Source organism: Streptomyces sp. NPDC059696 (genome assembly GCF_042733745.1).
In the GTDB taxonomy this organism is placed as follows: Bacteria; Actinomycetota; Actinomycetes; order Streptomycetales; family Streptomycetaceae; genus Streptomyces.
The window spans coordinates 95,812-110,589 of sequence record NZ_JBHWFG010000029.1 but is presented as its reverse complement, the minus strand read 5'-3'; the positions used below and the strand labels follow the sequence as shown (position 1 = coordinate 110,589).

16 protein-coding genes and 1 riboswitch are annotated in these 14,778 nt (G+C 73.5%); of the genes, 5 read left to right on the top strand and 11 right to left on the bottom strand.

The window, feature by feature from the left end; genetic code table 11:
* Positions 1-160 precede the first annotated feature (160 nt).
* The 5 genes from amaP to ACFV20_RS27865 are packed head-to-tail and all read right to left on the bottom strand — an operon-like array spanning position 161 to position 2,523.
* Complete coding sequence (gene amaP, locus ACFV20_RS27885) at positions 161-739, bottom strand: alkaline shock response membrane anchor protein AmaP (RefSeq protein ID WP_385661107.1); 579 nt, start codon at positions 737-739, stop codon at positions 161-163.
* A gap of 6 nt (positions 740-745) precedes the next feature.
* Positions 746-1,444, bottom strand: coding sequence for a DUF6286 domain-containing protein (locus ACFV20_RS27880; RefSeq protein WP_385661104.1), 699 nt, complete (start codon positions 1,442-1,444; stop codon positions 746-748).
* Entirely contained in the window at positions 1,441-1,824 is a 384-nt protein-coding gene (locus tag ACFV20_RS27875; RefSeq protein WP_385661101.1) for a hypothetical protein, read from the bottom strand. Before ACFV20_RS27875 ends, ACFV20_RS27880 begins: the two co-directional genes overlap by 4 nt.
* The gene (locus ACFV20_RS27870) at positions 1,821-2,003 is read right to left on the bottom strand and encodes a hypothetical protein (protein ID WP_033310926.1); all 183 of its coding nucleotides are present in this window, start codon (positions 2,001-2,003) and stop codon (positions 1,821-1,823) included. Before ACFV20_RS27870 ends, ACFV20_RS27875 begins: the two co-directional genes overlap by 4 nt.
* A gap of 46 nt (positions 2,004-2,049) precedes the next feature.
* Positions 2,050-2,523, bottom strand: a complete 474-nt coding sequence (locus tag ACFV20_RS27865) for an Asp23/Gls24 family envelope stress response protein (protein WP_381112587.1) — start codon at positions 2,521-2,523, stop codon at positions 2,050-2,052.
* 87 nt (positions 2,524-2,610) lie between these two features.
* On the opposite strand from ACFV20_RS27865, the gene ACFV20_RS27860 reads away from it, so the two are divergent.
* Positions 2,611-3,333 carry a nucleopolyhedrovirus P10 family protein gene (locus ACFV20_RS27860; protein WP_385661097.1) on the top strand — a complete coding sequence of 241 codons (723 nt, stop codon included), beginning with the start codon at positions 2,611-2,613 and terminating at the stop codon, positions 3,331-3,333.
* Positions 3,334-3,733: 400 nt separating this feature from the next.
* Here ACFV20_RS27860 and ACFV20_RS27855 read toward each other — a convergent pair whose 3' ends face one another.
* The 3 genes from ACFV20_RS27855 to ACFV20_RS27845 form a co-directional block, all read right to left on the bottom strand.
* The gene (locus tag ACFV20_RS27855; RefSeq protein WP_385661094.1) at positions 3,734-4,537 is read right to left on the bottom strand and encodes an enoyl-CoA hydratase/isomerase family protein; all 804 of its coding nucleotides are present in this window, start codon (positions 4,535-4,537) and stop codon (positions 3,734-3,736) included.
* Between the two features lie 148 nt (positions 4,538-4,685).
* Entirely contained in the window at positions 4,686-4,904 is a 219-nt protein-coding gene (locus ACFV20_RS27850; RefSeq protein ID WP_010037790.1) for a helix-turn-helix domain-containing protein, read from the bottom strand.
* A gap of 351 nt (positions 4,905-5,255) precedes the next feature.
* A complete protein-coding gene (locus tag ACFV20_RS27845; protein WP_385661091.1) occupies positions 5,256-6,854 on the bottom strand; it encodes an ABC-F family ATP-binding cassette domain-containing protein in 1,599 nt (532 codons plus the stop codon).
* Positions 6,855-7,164: 310 nt separating this feature from the next.
* Between ACFV20_RS27845 and ACFV20_RS27840 the strand changes: the two genes are divergently transcribed.
* On the top strand, positions 7,165-7,578 hold the full coding sequence (locus tag ACFV20_RS27840; protein ID WP_385661088.1) for a VOC family protein: 414 nt from the start codon (positions 7,165-7,167) through the stop codon (positions 7,576-7,578).
* Positions 7,579-7,611: 33 nt separating this feature from the next.
* Here the strand turns inward: ACFV20_RS27840 and ACFV20_RS27835 are convergent, their stop codons facing one another.
* The 3 genes from ACFV20_RS27835 to ACFV20_RS27825 form a co-directional block, all read right to left on the bottom strand.
* On the bottom strand, positions 7,612-8,862 hold the full coding sequence (locus tag ACFV20_RS27835; protein ID WP_385661085.1) for a hypothetical protein: 1,251 nt from the start codon (positions 8,860-8,862) through the stop codon (positions 7,612-7,614).
* 405 nt (positions 8,863-9,267) lie between these two features.
* Positions 9,268-10,395: an alpha/beta hydrolase family protein gene (locus ACFV20_RS27830; RefSeq protein WP_385661082.1), complete on the bottom strand. Its 1,128-nt coding sequence runs from the start codon at positions 10,393-10,395 to the stop codon at positions 9,268-9,270.
* Between the two features lie 287 nt (positions 10,396-10,682).
* On the bottom strand, positions 10,683-11,495 hold the full coding sequence (locus ACFV20_RS27825; protein WP_385661080.1) for a class II aldolase/adducin family protein: 813 nt from the start codon (positions 11,493-11,495) through the stop codon (positions 10,683-10,685).
* Positions 11,496-11,816: 321 nt separating this feature from the next.
* Between ACFV20_RS27825 and ACFV20_RS27820 the strand changes: the two genes are divergently transcribed.
* The 3 genes from ACFV20_RS27820 to ACFV20_RS27810 all read left to right on the top strand — a co-directional run bounded on the left by ACFV20_RS27820 (position 11,817) and on the right by ACFV20_RS27810 (position 14,778).
* Positions 11,817-13,070 carry an anion permease gene (locus ACFV20_RS27820; protein WP_385661077.1) on the top strand — a complete coding sequence of 418 codons (1,254 nt, stop codon included), beginning with the start codon at positions 11,817-11,819 and terminating at the stop codon, positions 13,068-13,070.
* Positions 13,071-13,101: 31 nt separating this feature from the next.
* Positions 13,102-13,323 (top strand): hypothetical protein, encoded by a 222-nt coding sequence (locus tag ACFV20_RS27815; RefSeq protein ID WP_385661074.1) that lies wholly within the window; start codon positions 13,102-13,104, stop codon positions 13,321-13,323.
* A 141-nt stretch (positions 13,324-13,464) separates the two neighbouring features.
* Positions 13,465-13,598, top strand: a riboswitch (cobalamin riboswitch).
* Between the two features lie 100 nt (positions 13,599-13,698).
* The gene (locus ACFV20_RS27810; RefSeq protein WP_385661071.1) at positions 13,699-14,778 is read left to right on the top strand and encodes a cobalamin biosynthesis protein; all 1,080 of its coding nucleotides are present in this window, start codon (positions 13,699-13,701) and stop codon (positions 14,776-14,778) included.

The window sequence follows — 14,778 nt, the reverse complement described above, 5'->3', positions numbered from 1 at the left end:
TATCTTCGGGGTTTTTGGGTGCCTGTCGCCGGTGCCGCCCGCCTGGGGTTCTGCCCGTCGCCGCCCGCGGGGGGGGGGGGGGGGGGCGGCCCCCCCGCGGCGGAGCCGCACCGCGGTCCCGCCCCGCGCGCCCCGGGTGCGCGCCGGCGGTGGTGGGGCGTCAACTCACCCTCTCCGCGCCGTGCTTGACGCCCCGCAGGCGTAGCTCGGCCGGAAGGGAGTCGAGACCCGCCGATGTCTTCGCGTGGGCCAGGGCGCCGGTCGTGAAGTCGGTCAACGCCGTCCCCGGGTCCACGTGCGGCTCCAGTGCGAGGCGTACGTGGGCCTCGGGGCTGCTGCGGCGTCCCTTCAGGTGGGCGTGGGCTCCGTCCACGCCGTCGATACGGGCCGCCTCCTGGGTGAGGACGTCCTCCAGGGCCCGGCCGCGCAGCAGGGCTCCGTCGCCGTCGCCGGTGTCGACGAGGACCTCGGCGGTCCTGCGCCGGCGCAGGACCGCGACGAGCCACCACAGGGCGAGCAGCAGCAGGACCGCCAGGACGGCGATGACGACCGGCCACCACCAGCTCTCGTCCTGCCAGCGGGTGCGCTCGGCGTTGCTCAGCAGCACGTCGTGCTTGCTGTCGTGGATCCACCACGAGGGCACGGGGGCGCCCAGGCCGACGGCGAGGACGGAGCCGCCCAGCACCAGCAGGACCAGGCCCACCAGGCCGAGGACCACGCGGTTGACGATCGGGAGCACGCTCGCTCACCCCTTCCGGCCGGGCCGCCGGACGCGCACCGACAGCGAGGGCGTACGGGACAGCCCCAGCCCCTTGACCGCGTCGGCGAGCACGGCGTCCAGATCGGTCCGTACGTCGTCCACTTCCCTGAAGTGCGCCACCGCGCGCACGTCCGCCCGTCTGCGGCGCACCCGCACGCGTGCCGACTGCACACCGGCCACTTCCATGGCCCGGTCGCGCAGCGCGGTGGCGGCGGCGTCCCGGTGCAGTCCGGCACGGACCTCGGGGTGTCTGCGCCGCATGGGGAGCACGGCCCGCAGGCCGGGTGTGGCGGCGAGGACCAGCAGCCACAGGCCGAGGACGGCGGTGACACCGGCACCGACAAGCACCCAGGTGTCGTCGAGGGGCCGTTCGGCCAGCTGCCGGGCCAGCTCCTTGCGCCAGTACATACCGGGCCGGCCCGCGCGCACGGAGACGATGTCGTAGAGGAACAGCCCGATCAGGCCCAGGAGCAGCAGGGCGACGACGGCCGCGGGGACGCGGCGCGCCGACCAGAAGCGGCTTTCGCGGCCGCCGTCCTCACCGGTTTCGGCCGGTGGCTCCTGGGCGTCCGACGCGTCGGTCGTGCCGGGTTCGCCGCCGTCGTGCGGCTCCCGCTCGTCCAGGACGGGCAGTCGCCGCGTGGTGCCCTCGGGCGGTTGTTCCCGGTCCCCGGGTTCGCTCATCGCGTCCTCCCCTGAACCGTGCCGAGCGCCGCGACCAGGTGCAGCCGCTCCACCTGGACGACGACCTCCGGCACCTGCATGCCCACCAGGGCCTCCACCCGCTCGACGACCCGGTGCCGCACGCTGCGGCAGCGGGCGCCGATGTCGCAGGGGTAGTCGAGTTCGACGTTGACCCGGACGTGGGCGACTTCGTGGTGCACGACGACGGACGCGGAGGGCCGTCCGGCGCCGGGTGGCAGCGTGCCGACGGCCTCGCGGGCCGCCTGCGAGGCGATCTTCGCGACGACCCGGTCGGCGATCCGCGTCCCGCCGCGCTCGCCCGGCGGGACCACGGGCAGTGGTCTGTCGAGTGCACCGGCCCCCGTGCTCACGGGCGTCACCGCCGCCGTTCACGGACGCGGAAGAAGTCCCCGAAGTCCATGTCCCCGTCCAGGAACCGGCCGACGACGAAGCCGACGGCGCCCAATGCCGCCACCAGCACGAAGGCACCGAATCCGCCGAAGTATCCGGCGAAGGCCAGCGCCATGCCGGCGATCATGCCGACCACGGCCATGCTCATGCGCTTCTCAGCTCCCTAGCCGCTGTGTTGTCCGTTGGCCCGTGCCTCACTGGATCCGGCGCTCCGGTTCCTCTTCCTCCTCGTCCGGCAGCTTCACGTCGCTCACCGCGATGTTGACCTCGACGACCTCGAGACCGGTCATCCGCTCCACGGCGTTGATGACGTTCTCCCGCACGCCCCGGGCCACATCGGCGATCGACACGCCGTATTCGACGACGATCTCCAGGTCGAGGGCGGCCTGGACCTCGCCGACCTCCGCCTTCACCCCGCGCGTCACCGACTTGGCGCCGCCGGGCACCCGGTCGCGCACGGCGCCGAAGGTGCGGGACAGACCGCTGCCCATGGCGTGCACGCCGTCGACGTCGCGTGCGGCGAGCCCGGCGATCTTCTCCACCACGCCGTCCGCGATGGTCGTCCGGCCCCGGGAACCCGGGTCCCCTCCCCCGCGCTTGACCAGCGGGCTCCTGCGCGCCGCCGCCGTCTCGGACTCCCCGCCCCGGTTCTCGGTCATGTCAGTCATCGCCGCACGTCCTTTTCGGTCGTCGTCCTGGGACCACCGTAAGCACGGTTGCGTGGGAGCGCGCCTCTGATGCGGCAGGCTGGAGGAATGACGGCCGACCGATGGACGCAGGCAGTGAGACATCAGCTGGGAATCGGCAGGCTCCTGCCGCTGGGTGACGCGCGGGACGGCGCGTGGATCACGGAGCGGGCGGTGGAGGCGGTGCTGCGGAGTGCGGCACGGGACGCGCCGGGCGTGCGCCTCGACGCGCTCCGCGTCGCGGTCGCCGACGCGGCGGACACCGCCGAGCCGGTGGTACCGGCTCCGCCGAGTGCGCTGCCGCCGGGGCCGCTGCGGGTGACGGCGGAGATCGCCGCGACGGCCTCGCGGCCCCTGCCGGCGACGGCAGCGGCGCTGCGGGAGGCGCTGGCGGCCGCGGCGGACCGGCGGCTCGGGCTGACGGTGACGGAGGTGGATCTGCGGGTGACGGGACTGCTGGACGAGGCGGAACCGGCGGACCGCGGACCCGCCGCCGCCCTGCCCGAGCCCCCGGCCACCGCGCGGGCCGAGGGCGACGACGAGGCCCGGGTGGCCGACGCCGCGCTCGGCGTGCCGGGTGTCCTGCGTCTGACCGGCACACTGGGCCACCCCGTGCACATCGAGCTGCTGTTCCCCGAGGGTGCGGCACTGCCCCACCGCCATGTCCGGCTGGAGCTGGCGGTGAGCGCGGACCGGCGGGCCAGGGACGTGGCCCGCGAGGTCCGGACAGCGGTCAGGCGGACGCTGTCGGATCACCCGACGGTGGCGGTCGTGGTGAGCGCGATCGCCTGACCGGTGCTCCCTCGGACAGCCGACGGTGGCGGTCGTGGTGAGTGCCGTCGCCTGACCGGTTTTCACACGGACAGCCGACCGTGGCGGCCGTCGTGAGTGCCCTCGCGTGACCGGTGCCCCCGCGGACAGCCGACCGTGGCGGTCGTCGTGAGCGCCCTCGCCTGACAAGTGCCCCCGCGGACAGCCGACGGTGGGGGTCGTGGTGAGTGCCCTCGCCTCACCGGCGTTCCCCGGTCAGCCGACCGTGACGGCCGTCGTCAGTGGCCCTCGCCTGACCGGTGCCCCCGCGGACCGCCGACCGTGGCGGTCGTGGTGAGCGCTCGTCATCGGTGGTGGAACGGGAGGCCTGTGGCGGGCCGCTTGGGGCCGGTCGTGCGTCCGGGGGGCTTGTCGGCGTGGCTCAGGCCTCGACGCCCGCGAGGTCCCGCAGCCTGCGGGCCTGGGACTGGCGCTCGGCCGCGCGCTGCTCCTCGTACGTGCGGTCCTGCGCGCCGCGCAGCAGGGCCTTGGTCTCGATGACGGCGTCGCGGGGCGCGGCCAGCACGGCCGAGACGAGGTCGCGGACCGTGTCGTCCAGCTGCCCGGCAGGCACGGCGAGGTTGGCGAGGCCGGTGTTCACGGCCTCCTCGGCCGCGACGAAGCGCCCGGTCACGCAGATCTCCAGCGCGCGGGCGTAGCCGACGAGCCCCACCAGCGGATGAGTGCCCGTCAGGTCGGGCACCAGTCCGAGGCTGGTCTCGCGCATGGCGAACTGCACGTCGTCGGCGACGACGCGCAGGTCGCAGGCGAGGGCGAGCTGGAAGCCCGCCCCGATGGCATGCCCCTGGACAGCGGCGACGGAGACGATGTCGCTGCGCCGCCACCAGGTGAACGCCTCCTGGTATTCGGCGATGGTCGCGTCCAACTCGGTGTCGGAGCCGCGCGCGAGGTCGATGAACGACGGTTCCCCGTCGAAGCCCTCGGGCGTGAACGCCTGCCGGTCGAGCCCGGCCGAGAAGGACTTGCCCTCGGCCCGCAGCACCACGACACGGACGGAGCCCGGCAACTGCCGACCGGCCTCGGCCAGCGCCCGCCACAGAGCGGGGCTCTGCGCGTTGCGCTTGTCCGGGTTGGTCAGCGTCACCGTGGCGATCGCGTCGTCGACGGTGAGCCGTACGCCGTCCTTGTCGAGTACGGGAACGAAGTCCTTGTCGGGCGAAGCCATGGGACGCCTCCGATGTGTGCGGTCTTACGTGCCCGTACGACGGCGGAACCGCCGTGGGCAGGCACGCTTAAGTGACTGCACAGTAACCACCCGGGCGATCAGTCGACCGACCGGGTGGCCACCATCGGAGCCGTGGGGCCACCCGGGGTCAGGCCGTGGCCTTTTTGCCCCGGGTCGCCCCGCCACGCCCTCGCAGCGTGACGCCCGACTCACTGAGCATGCGGTGCACAAAGCCATACGAGCGGCCGGTCTCCTCGGCCAACGCCCGGATGCTCGCACCGGCGTCGTACTTCTTCTTCAGGTCTGCCGCGAGCTTGTCGCGCGCGGCGCCGGTCACCCGGCTGCCCTTCTTCAGAGTCTCGGCCACCCGTGCCTCCTCATGGGAAGTGCGCTCTGGTCTCCTCATGATCACCCCTCCGGGCCCTCATGGCCACCCATTCGGCAAGGTCCGTGAGACAAGGTTGTGACGACGGGAGCGCGTCCCCACATGCGGAATGTGGAATTCCGACGGGCGGTGTCCGTACGCCCGAACGGATGGCAAGAGAAAAGGCCAGGTCAGAAAGGCGCCGCGGCCGAGCCCCGAAGAATCGGGGACTCGGCCGCGAAATCGATGTAGGACACACCTCGGTACGAGGAGATCTCACACAGATGATGGATCACCGCTGGGCCGAATGATCCATACGCCGTTGATCACGCATTCGATCAAGCGAGGTGCCGCTCAGGCCAGGGCGACGAGGTCCGCGTAGTCGGCGCCCCACAGGTCCTCGACGCCGTCCGGCAGCAGGATGATCCGCTCCGGCTGGAGCGCCTCGACCGCGCCCTCGTCGTGCGTGACGAGGACGACCGCGCCCTTGTAGGTGCGCAGCGCGCCGAGGATCTCCTCCCGGCTGGCCGGGTCGAGGTTGTTGGTCGGCTCGTCGAGGAGCAGCACGTTGGCCGACGACACCACGAGGGTGGCCAGCGCGAGGCGGGTCTTCTCGCCGCCGGAGAGCACCCCGGCCGGCTTGTCGACGTCGTCGCCGGAGAACAGGAACGAGCCGAGCGTCTTGCGGACGTCGACCAGGTCCAGGTCGGGGGCGGCCGAGCGCATGTTCTCCAGGACCGTGCGCTCGGGGTCGAGCGTCTCGTGCTCCTGGGCGTAGTAGCCGAGCTTGAGGCCGTGGCCCTGGATGACCTTGCCGGTGTCGGGCTCCTCCGCGCCGCCGAGGAGGCGGAGCAGGGTCGTCTTGCCGGCGCCGTTGAGGCCGAGGATGACGACGCGCGAGCCCTTGTCGATGGCCAGGTCGACGTCGGTGAAGATCTCCAGCGAGCCGTACGATTTCGAGAGCCCCTCGGCCATGAGCGGGGTCTTGCCGCAAGGGGAGGGCTCGGGGAAGCGCAGCCTGGCGACCTTGTCGGACTTGCGCTCGGCCTCCAGGCCGGCCAGCAGCTTGTCCGCACGGCGGGCCATGTTCTGCGCGGCGACCGTCTTGGTGGCCTTGGCCCGCATCTTGTCGGCCTGCGAGTGCAGCGCGGAGGCCTTCTTCTCGGCGTTCTGCCGCTCGCGCTTGCGGCGCTTCTCGTCGGCCTCGCGCTGCTGCTGGTAGAGCTTCCAGCCCATGTTGTAGATGTCGATCTGGGCCCGGTTGGCGTCCAGGTAGAACACCTTGTTGACGACCGTCTCCACGAGGTCGACGTCGTGGGAGATCACGATGAAGCCGCCGCGGTAGGTCTTCAGGTAGTCGCGCAGCCAGACGATCGAGTCGGCGTCGAGGTGGTTCGTGGGCTCGTCGAGCAGCAGGGTGTCCGCGTCGGAGAAGAGGATCCGGGCCAGCTCGATGCGGCGGCGCTGACCGCCGGAGAGGGTGTGCAGGGGCTGCCCGAGCACCCGGTCGGGCAGGTTGAGCGCGGCGGCGATGGTGGCGGCCTCGGCCTCGGCGGCGTACCCGCCCTTGGTGAGGAACTCCGTCTCCTGGCGCTCGTACTGCTTGAGCGCCTTGTCGCGGGTGGCGCCCGTGCCGTTGGCGATGCGCTGTTCGTTGTCGCGCATCTTGCGGATCAGCACGTCCAGGCCGCGCGCGGACAGGATGCGGTCGCGGGCGAGGATGTCGAGGTCGCCGGTGCGGGGGTCCTGCGGGAGGTAGCCGACCTCGCCGGAGCGGGTGATGGTGCCGCCGGCGGGCATGCCCTCGCCCGCGAGGCACTTGGTGAGGGTGGTCTTCCCCGCGCCGTTGCGGCCGACCAGGCCGATGCGGTCGCCCTTGGCGATGCGGAACGAGGCGTTTTCGATGAGGACGCGGGCACCGGCGCGCAGCTCGATACCGGAGGCGGAGATCACGGACAGACTCCAGGGCGGATACGGGGGCGGGATGGACGGATCAGGGGGTGCCGCGCGTGGCGCGCCGTTGGAAGGGCGGTGGCGGGCGACGGGCGGGCGTTCCCGCCGTCTAATGCGCGAGGAGAATGGCCATGGGGGACAGTCTAACGGGGGCGTGCAACCACTTTTTCTGTGTGCGGGTGTTCGATCAACGGCGGCCGGACGGCGGGCCGTCGCCGGTGGCCGGGCCGTTGTCGGTGGCCGGGCCGTTGTCGGTGTGCGGTGGAACACTGGGCGGTACAGCCCCGCGAGACACGAGGAAGTGATCGCCATGGCAGGTACGTCCGGCGGGCGTCCGAGCATCTACCCGACGCTGCTGTACGCGGACGCCAAGGCGGCGATCCGGCAGCTCACGGAGGCCCTCGGCTTCACGGAGCTGTCGGTGTACGAGGGCGAGGACGGCTCGGTGCTGCACGCCGAGCTGGCGCAGGGCAACGGGGCGGTGATGATCGGCTCCAAGGGCCGGGGCGGTGTGTTCGACGCGGCCATGAAGGACGCCGGCACCACCGGGGTGTACGTGGTGGTGGACGACGTCGACGCGCACCACCGCCACGCCGTGGACCACGGCGTGGAGATCCTCATGCCCCCGACGGACCAGGACTACGGCTCCCGGGACTACATGGCCCGGGACGTCGAGGGCAACGTCTGGAGCTTCGGGACCTACGCGCCCGAGACGGCGGTCTAGCACCGCGCCGGGCGCCGTCCGGCCCGAGTGGCCCTAGCTGCCGCCGGTGTGCACCTGGAAGGCGGCGCGGCGGACCGCCTTGGCCAGGGCCGGGTCGGGGTGTGCGGCGGCGAGGGCGACCAGGACCTGCACCGTGCGCGGGTGGCCCACGGCGCGCACCTCGTCCAGCAGCATCGGGACGGTCGGCTGCACGGCCGACTCCAAGTGGCGCACCAGCAGCGGCGCCTCACCGTGGTCGGCGACGGCGGCGGCGGTGTCCACCCACAGCCAGGTGGCCTCCGCGCGGGTGAGGACCTCATGGGCGTCCTCGGGGTCCGCGCCGTCGTGCTCGGCCAGCCACAGCAGCGCGTACGGCCTGAGCGTGGGCTCGTCCAGCACGCCGCGGACGTCCGGCTCGGCGGGAGCGCCGACCACGCGCAGCGCCTCGAAGGCGAGGCCGCGCAGCAGGGCGTCCTCGCCGCGGGCGGCGCCGAGCAGCTCGGTGACGGCGCTGCCGACGGGCCGGGCGGCGAGCCAGGCGCGGTACTCGGCGCGGGCCGCGTTGGGGCGCAGCTGGGCGCAGCCGCGGAGCATGTCCTCGGCGGCCTGCTCGATGTTCCCGGCGGGGCTCTGCGCGGCGACGCAGATCTGCTCCAGCTTGACCCAGACGGCCCAGTTGCCGAGGGGGGTGAGGGTGGCCTGGCCGTCGCCGTAGGTGAGGGCTCCGACGGAGGCGAGGGCGCGCAGGGCCCAGTCGAGCAGCGGGGCGAGCGGGGCGTCGGAGGGCTCCGGTTCGGCCTGCGGCTCGGGCTGGGGTCCGTAGGGGATCTCGCAGCGGGCGGTGCGCAGCTCGGTGACGCGCTGCTCCAGGAGATCGAGGAGCTGCTCCACGGGGACCGGGCCGGCGGACAGCTGGAGGAAGGTCAGCGTCTGCGGGATGGCGGAGACGACCTCGGCGACGGCGGCGGGCTCGTGGCCCTCGGGCTCCGGGTAGGCGAGCGACCAGGCGTCGAAGAGGGCGACCCAGCCGCGCAGCACGGCGCTGTCGTCGCGGTCCCAGGCGCGCAGCCGCCAGCCGGGGCGTGCGGTGTCGCCGTGCACCTCGATGAGTCCGGCGAGGCGGGCGGTGTCCCAGTCGGCTCTGACCTGAGCCGGGGTCAGGCCCAGATCGCGGGCGGCCCGTTCGGCGGTCGCGTCGGAGAGGGTGGCCTTGCCGTCGTCGGTGGCGCTGTCCCGGCCGGGGCCGAGCGTCCTGTCCGCCCAGCGGGCCACGCGGGCCGCGGCGGCGAGACCTGAGCGTGCCATTCTGGCCAGTTCCGCCGGTGCCGGGGTGCCCTCCGGGGGGCGCGGCGCGGGGCGGCGCGAGCGCCGCTGGTTCATCGGTGGTGGGGCGGCGGCCAGGGGTCGCGGGCGGACGAGTCGGAGCCTGGAGTCGCGCGGGATACGGGACGTCACGGGGGCAGTCTTCCGGTTGACGGTCCGAAAACCCAAACGGAATGTCACCGCGGGCGACGGGGATGGCCAACGCACCGGCCCGCGGGAGTGGTCGAGGGCCGGGAACTGGCCAGTGGTACGGCACTAAACGGAAGGGTGGCGACCGGTCGGCGCGGGGCGGGACGGGACGTGGTTGCGGCCGGGCGAAGGGGGCGTGAACGGGGGGTGTGGAAACGCCGCCGCGAGCGGGGCGTCACGGGGCGGGCCGCGGCCGGGTCACATCAAGGGCGTGAGGAAGCGCCGGAGCGCCTCCTCGTAGGCCTCCGGGTCGGCGTTCCACAGGGCTCCGTGCGGGGCGTGGGCGACGGTGCGCAGGGCCACCAGGTCGGGCCGGGCGTCGGCGAACCGGCGGGACAGCCCCCAGGGGGCGACGGTGTCGTCCGGGCCGTGGAAGAGCAGGACCGGGACGCGCAGTCCGTGCGAGGGGTCCTTGTCGGCGGCGCGGTCGCCGGTCAGTCCGGTGCGGCCCTGGGCGGCGCGGACCGCGAGGGGCAGCAGCGCGCCGGGGGTGCGGCGGGCCGAGGCGAGGGCACGCAGGGTGGTCTCCCAGCTGAGCACCGGGGAGTCGAGGACCAGCCCGGCGACGCGGTCGCGCAGCCCCGAGTGCGCGGCGGCGCGCAGGGCCATGGTGGCGCCGGTCGACCAGCCGTGCAGGACGACCTGCCGGGCGCCGTAGCGCACGGCGTAGCGGATGGCCGCGTCGAGGTCGCGCCACTCGGTCTCGCCGAGGTGGTTCAGGCCGTCGGGCGGGCGGGGTGCGCCCAGGTCGCCGCGGTAGGCGAGGGCGAGCACCGGGATGTGGCTGCGGTGCAGGAACCCCATGACGTTCATGGCGAGTTCCCGGGTGGTGCCCAGACCGTGCACGGCGATCACCCAGGTGTCCCGCTTGCCCGGTACGAACCACGCGGGCAGAGGGCCGAGTTCGCCGGGGACGTCGATGTCGGCGTGTTCGAGTCCGAGGGCGGTGCCGGGGTTGCCGACGTACACGTTCGGGGTGAGCCAGACCTTGTCACCGGATGTCAGCGTGCCGTGGGTGACGCTCTCCAGGCGGCGCACGACGGTGTCGGCGGGATGCCGGACGCCGGTCAGGACGGGGCCGACGACGGCGTGGGAGCCGTCGCCGGAGAGTCCGTAGCGGCCGGGGCGCAGGGCGGCGAGGTCCCGGGTGAGGCTGATCTGCCCGGCGGCGGTGCCGTGCACGGTGAGCCGCGGTTCGGTCGGCAGGGGCCTGCCGGGGGGTGCCTTGAGCGCGGCGTCGCTGGCGAGCCGGCCGGCGGCCACCGCGGCGGCACCGGCCCCGATCACGGCGGTGACGGCAGCGGCCGTCGCTCTGACAGTGCGCACGCCTCCAAGTGTCCCGGCGGACCGGGCAGCCGACCAGTGGGACGGAGCGGCGGGGTGGTGCGGTGGTGCGGTGGTGCCCGCGGCGAGCGTGCGGGGGGCGCGGTGGTGACGGTGGCGGGCTGGCGGCGGGGTGTGCGGTGGTGACGGGGGGCGGCGGGCGTGCGGTGGTGACGGTGACGGGCTGGCGGCGGGGTGTCCGGTGGTCTCGGTGACGGGCTGGCAGCGGGGTGTGCGGTGGTGCTGGCGGTGGGGTGTTCGGTGGTCTCGGTGGCGGGCTGGCGGGTGGCTCAGTCGCGCTGGCCGTAGCCGCGCAGGCGCTCCGCGACCTCCGTCAGCTGCTCGCGGGACAGCAGGCTCGGGGCCAGGCCGGGCACCGAGGAGGCGGTGAGCCACAGGCGGCACATCCACTCCAGCTGGGCGGTGCGGTCGTAGGCCTGGGCGAGGGTGGTGCCGTGGGTGAGGGTGCCGTGGTTCTGGAGCAGGCAGCCGGAGCGGCCGGTGAGGGCGTGGAGCATGTTCTCGGCCAACTCGTCGCTGCCGTAGGTGGCGTAGGGGGCGACGCGGACGGGGCCGCCGAGCGCGGCGGCCATGTAGTGGATCAGCGGCAGCTCGGTCACGAGCGTCGAGACGGCCGTGGCGTGCACGGCGTGGGTGTGGACGACGGCCCGGGCGCCGGTCGTGCGGTAGACGGCGAGATGCATGGGCAGCTCGCTGGTCGGGACGAGGGTACCGAGGACCTGCCGGCCGTCCAGGTCGACGCCCGTCACGTCGTCGGGCGTCAGCCGGTCGTAGGGAACGCCCGACGGGGTGACCAGGACGGTGTCCCCGACGCGCACCGAGACGTTGCCGGACGTGCCGACGACGAGGCCCTCCGCCACCGTCCGGCGGGCCGTCGCGACGAGGTCGCCCCAGGCGCGTGCCTCCTCGGGGCGCACGGACCCGCGGCGCGGCTCCCCCGCATCCGCCCCGCCCCCCGGTACGTCCGTCACGTCCGTCACGTCCGTCGGGTCCGTCACGTCCGTCGGGTCCGTCACGGCCGTCGCGTCCGGTGCGTCCGGTACGTCCGCTGTGCCCCGCCCGTCGCCTCGCCGCTCAGCCATGCCGCGATCCTGCCAGGCGGGCGCTCGCAGCGCTGCGGTGCGGGGGACTTCGGGGCGCGCTTCAGGGCATGCGTCGTACACGACCGCGGTGACACCGTGGCGTGTGACCGTGGCGTGTGATCGGGATCCGTTCGACGGGTCACTCATCCGGGTGAAATGGAACACTCCCGGCGGTCGGCCGCCGGGGCGCCGGGCGGCCGTGCCGGGCGGAACCCCGAACCCCCTCTTGCGGTCACCCCTGCGCCCCTCTCAGTTCATCTTCCGTTCACTCAGGTTGCCTACGTTCGTCGCGCCAATGACCTCGAACGATTGCCTGGGTAAATGGAAAGCTTCTCGCTGATCCTCGCGATTGTGGTGGTAACCGCACTCGCGTTCGATTTCACGAACGGTTTCCACGACACCGCGAACGCGATGGCCACGACCATTTCCACGGGCGCCATGAAGCCCAAGGTCGCTGTGGCCATGTCCGCGGTCCTCAACCTGGTCGGCGCCTTCCTGTCCGTCGAAGTCGCCAACACGATCTCCAAGGGCCTCGTCGACGAGGCCGGCATCCGGCCCGAGGTCATCTTCGCCGCACTGGTCGGCGCGATCCTCTGGAACCTGCTGACCTGGCTCGTCGGTCTGCCCTCCAGCTCCTCCCACGCCCTCATGGGCGGTCTGATCGGTGCCACGATCGCCTCGGCGGGCATCGGCGCGGTGCACGGAGACGTGCTGGTCACCAAGGTGCTGATTCCGGCGATCGCCGCCCCGCTGGTCGCGGGCATCGCGGCGATGCTCGCCACGCGGCTGACGTACTCCCTCGGCAGCAAGGCCGAGAGCCAGGCGTCCAAGAAGGGCTACCGGACCGGTCAGATCGCCTCCGCCGGCCTGGTCTCCCTGGCCCACGGCACCAACGACGCCCAGAAGACGATGGGCATCATCACCCTCGCGCTGGTCGCCGGCGGCGCCGTGGCGCCCGACTCGGACCCGCCCATGTGGGTCATCCTCTCGGCGGGTCTCGCCATCGCGCTCGGCACCTACCTGGGCGGCTGGCGCATCATCCGCACCATGGGCAAGGGACTGACCGACCTCCAGCCGCAGCAGGGCTTCGCCGCCCAGACCTCCGCGGCCACGGTCATCCTGGCCTCCTCGCACCTCGGTTTCTCCCTCTCCACGACGCACTCCGTGTCCGGTTCGGTGATGGGTGCCGGGCTCGGCCGCAAGGGCGGCGTGGTCCGCTGGTCCACCGCGACGCGGATGTTCGTCGCGTGGGGTCTGACCCTGCCGGCCGCGGCCCTGGTGGGCGCGCTCGCCGAGTACGTCACCGGCTTCGGCAGCTGGGGCACCGCGGTGGTGGCCGTCTTCCTCATCGCCTCCAGCGCGGCGATCTGGAAGCTGTCGCGGCGTGAGGTGGTCGACCACACCAACGTCAACGACACCGCTGACGCCGAGCCTGCCGGTGTGGTGACCACCGCGATCGCCGCGGTGACGCCGCCGCCGGTGGGCGGCACGGCCCCGGCGTCGGAGGACCCGGTCCCCTCGTTCCCGGCGCAGGCCACCGCCGAGCGCACGCCGACCACGACCACCACGGTCTGACCGCCACCGGTTACAAGGAAGAGTCTCGGATATGAAGATCGACTGGGCGGCCCTCGGCTCCGTCTTCGGCGTCAGCCTCGTGGTCACCGTGGCCCTCGTCGGCCTGTTCACCCTCGGCATCACCGGTCTCTCGCGCCGCGAGCGGGCGGTCGCCGAGGGCGGGTCCGCGAGTCTCGCGGTCACCGGCGCGTACGCGTGCTTCGCGGCGTGTGCGGTGGCCGTGGGGTACGGGATCTACCTGATCGTGGCCTGAGCGCCGCACCGCACATCGTGTCCGCCGGGCGGCACGGGACTTGAGGTCCTGTGCCGCCCGGTCGTCGTGTGGGGGCAGGGGGCGATGTGGGGTTCTCCACACTCTCCCCTCGCAGGTCAACGGCAAGTTGACGGCCGTTCCCGGCCGTGGTGGACTGCCGGGGCCAGTACGGCGGCAGGAGAGGAAGCCGGTGAAAGTCCGGCGCGGTCCCGCCACTGTCACCGGGGTAGCAATCCCCGGGAGCCAGGAACTCTCACCGCCGATCTCGTCGAACCAGGGCGTGGACACCCTGAGTGAGGACACATATCGCCATGCGCGGCTGCCGATCGAGGTTCACCACCCCACCCCTGCCCGCCCTCCTGGCCGGCTGAGCCCATGGGTGCCGGTCGCGTCTTCGCGTACGGCGCCGCCGCCGGTCTGATCGGTGACCTGCTGCTCGGTGATCCTCGCCGGGGGCATCCGGTCGCCGCGTTCGGACGGGCCGCGGGTGCCGTGGAACGGGTGTTGTGGCGGGACCACCGCGGGTGGGGCGCGCTGCACACCGCCGTGTGTGCCGGCGGGGCCGTCGCCCTCGGGTCCGTCGCCGCGCGTGCCGTGCGCACCTCCCCCGCCGCCTCCGCGGCGCTGACCGCTGCCGCCACCTGGGCCGTCGTCGGGGGGACTTCACTCGCCCGGGAGGCGCGCACCATCGGGCAGGCGCTGGAGGCCGGGGACGTCGAGGCGGCCCGGGCGCGGCTGCCGCACCTGTGCGGCCGCGATCCGCAGGCCCTCGACGCCGACGGCATGGCCCGGGCCGTGGTCGAGTCCGTCGCCGAGAACACCTCCGACGCGGTGGTGGGGGCGCTGGTGTGGGGGGCCGTCGGCGGGGTGCCGGGGCTGCTGGGGTTCCGGGCCGTCAACACCCTGGACGCCATGGTCGGGCACAAGTCGGCCCGCTACCGCCGCTACGGGTGGGCCTCCGCGCGGCTGGACGACCTCGCGGGGTGGCCGGGAGCGCGGCTGACCGCCGTGCTCGCCGCTCTGGCCGGGCCGGATCCGCGGGGGGCCGTGCGGGCCTGGCGGGCCGACGCGGACAGGCATCCGAGTCCCAACGCGGGGCCCGTGGAGGCCTCGTTCGCCGGGGCGCTCGGGGTGCGGCTCGGCGGGACGCTCTCGTACGGCGGGCGGGTGGAGCACCGTCCCGTGCTGAACACGCGGGGGCGTGCCGTCGGTACGCAGGACGTCGAACGGGCCGTGCGGCTGTCGCAGCGCGTGACATGGCTCGCGCTCGGGGTGTGCGCGGGCGCGCGGTTGCTGATGAGTACGCGGTCGTCCAGTAGTGCGCCGTCGTCCAGGAGCGCGCGGTCGCTCGGGAATGCGCGGTTGCTCGGGAATGCGCGGTTGCTCGGGAGTGCGCGGTTGCTCGGGAGTGCGCCGTCGCTCCGGGGCCCGTGGTCGCTGAAGTGGGGGAAATGA

Bases quoted from the DNA above. Each gene is read 5' to 3' on its own strand.
- ACFV20_RS27880 (WP_385661104.1), bottom strand. From the start codon at position 1,444: ATGAGCGAACCCGGGGACCGGGAACAACCGCCCGAGGGCACCACGCGG.
- ACFV20_RS27870 (WP_033310926.1), bottom strand. From the start codon at position 2,003: ATGAGCATGGCCGTGGTCGGCATGATCGCCGGCATGGCGCTGGCCTTC.
- ACFV20_RS27865 (WP_381112587.1), bottom strand. From the start codon at position 2,523: ATGACTGACATGACCGAGAACCGGGGCGGGGAGTCCGAGACGGCGGCG.
- ACFV20_RS27860 (WP_385661097.1), top strand. From the start codon at position 2,611: ATGACGGCCGACCGATGGACGCAGGCAGTGAGACATCAGCTGGGAATC.
- ACFV20_RS27855 (WP_385661094.1), bottom strand. From the start codon at position 4,537: ATGGCTTCGCCCGACAAGGACTTCGTTCCCGTACTCGACAAGGACGGC.
- ACFV20_RS27840 (WP_385661088.1), top strand. From the start codon at position 7,165: ATGGCAGGTACGTCCGGCGGGCGTCCGAGCATCTACCCGACGCTGCTG.
- ACFV20_RS27835 (WP_385661085.1), bottom strand. From the start codon at position 8,862: ATGGCACGCTCAGGTCTCGCCGCCGCGGCCCGCGTGGCCCGCTGGGCG.
- ACFV20_RS27825 (WP_385661080.1), bottom strand. From the start codon at position 11,495: ATGGCTGAGCGGCGAGGCGACGGGCGGGGCACAGCGGACGTACCGGAC.
- ACFV20_RS27820 (WP_385661077.1), top strand. From the start codon at position 11,817: ATGGAAAGCTTCTCGCTGATCCTCGCGATTGTGGTGGTAACCGCACTC.
- ACFV20_RS27815 (WP_385661074.1), top strand. From the start codon at position 13,102: ATGAAGATCGACTGGGCGGCCCTCGGCTCCGTCTTCGGCGTCAGCCTC.
- ACFV20_RS27810 (WP_385661071.1), top strand. From the start codon at position 13,699: ATGGGTGCCGGTCGCGTCTTCGCGTACGGCGCCGCCGCCGGTCTGATC.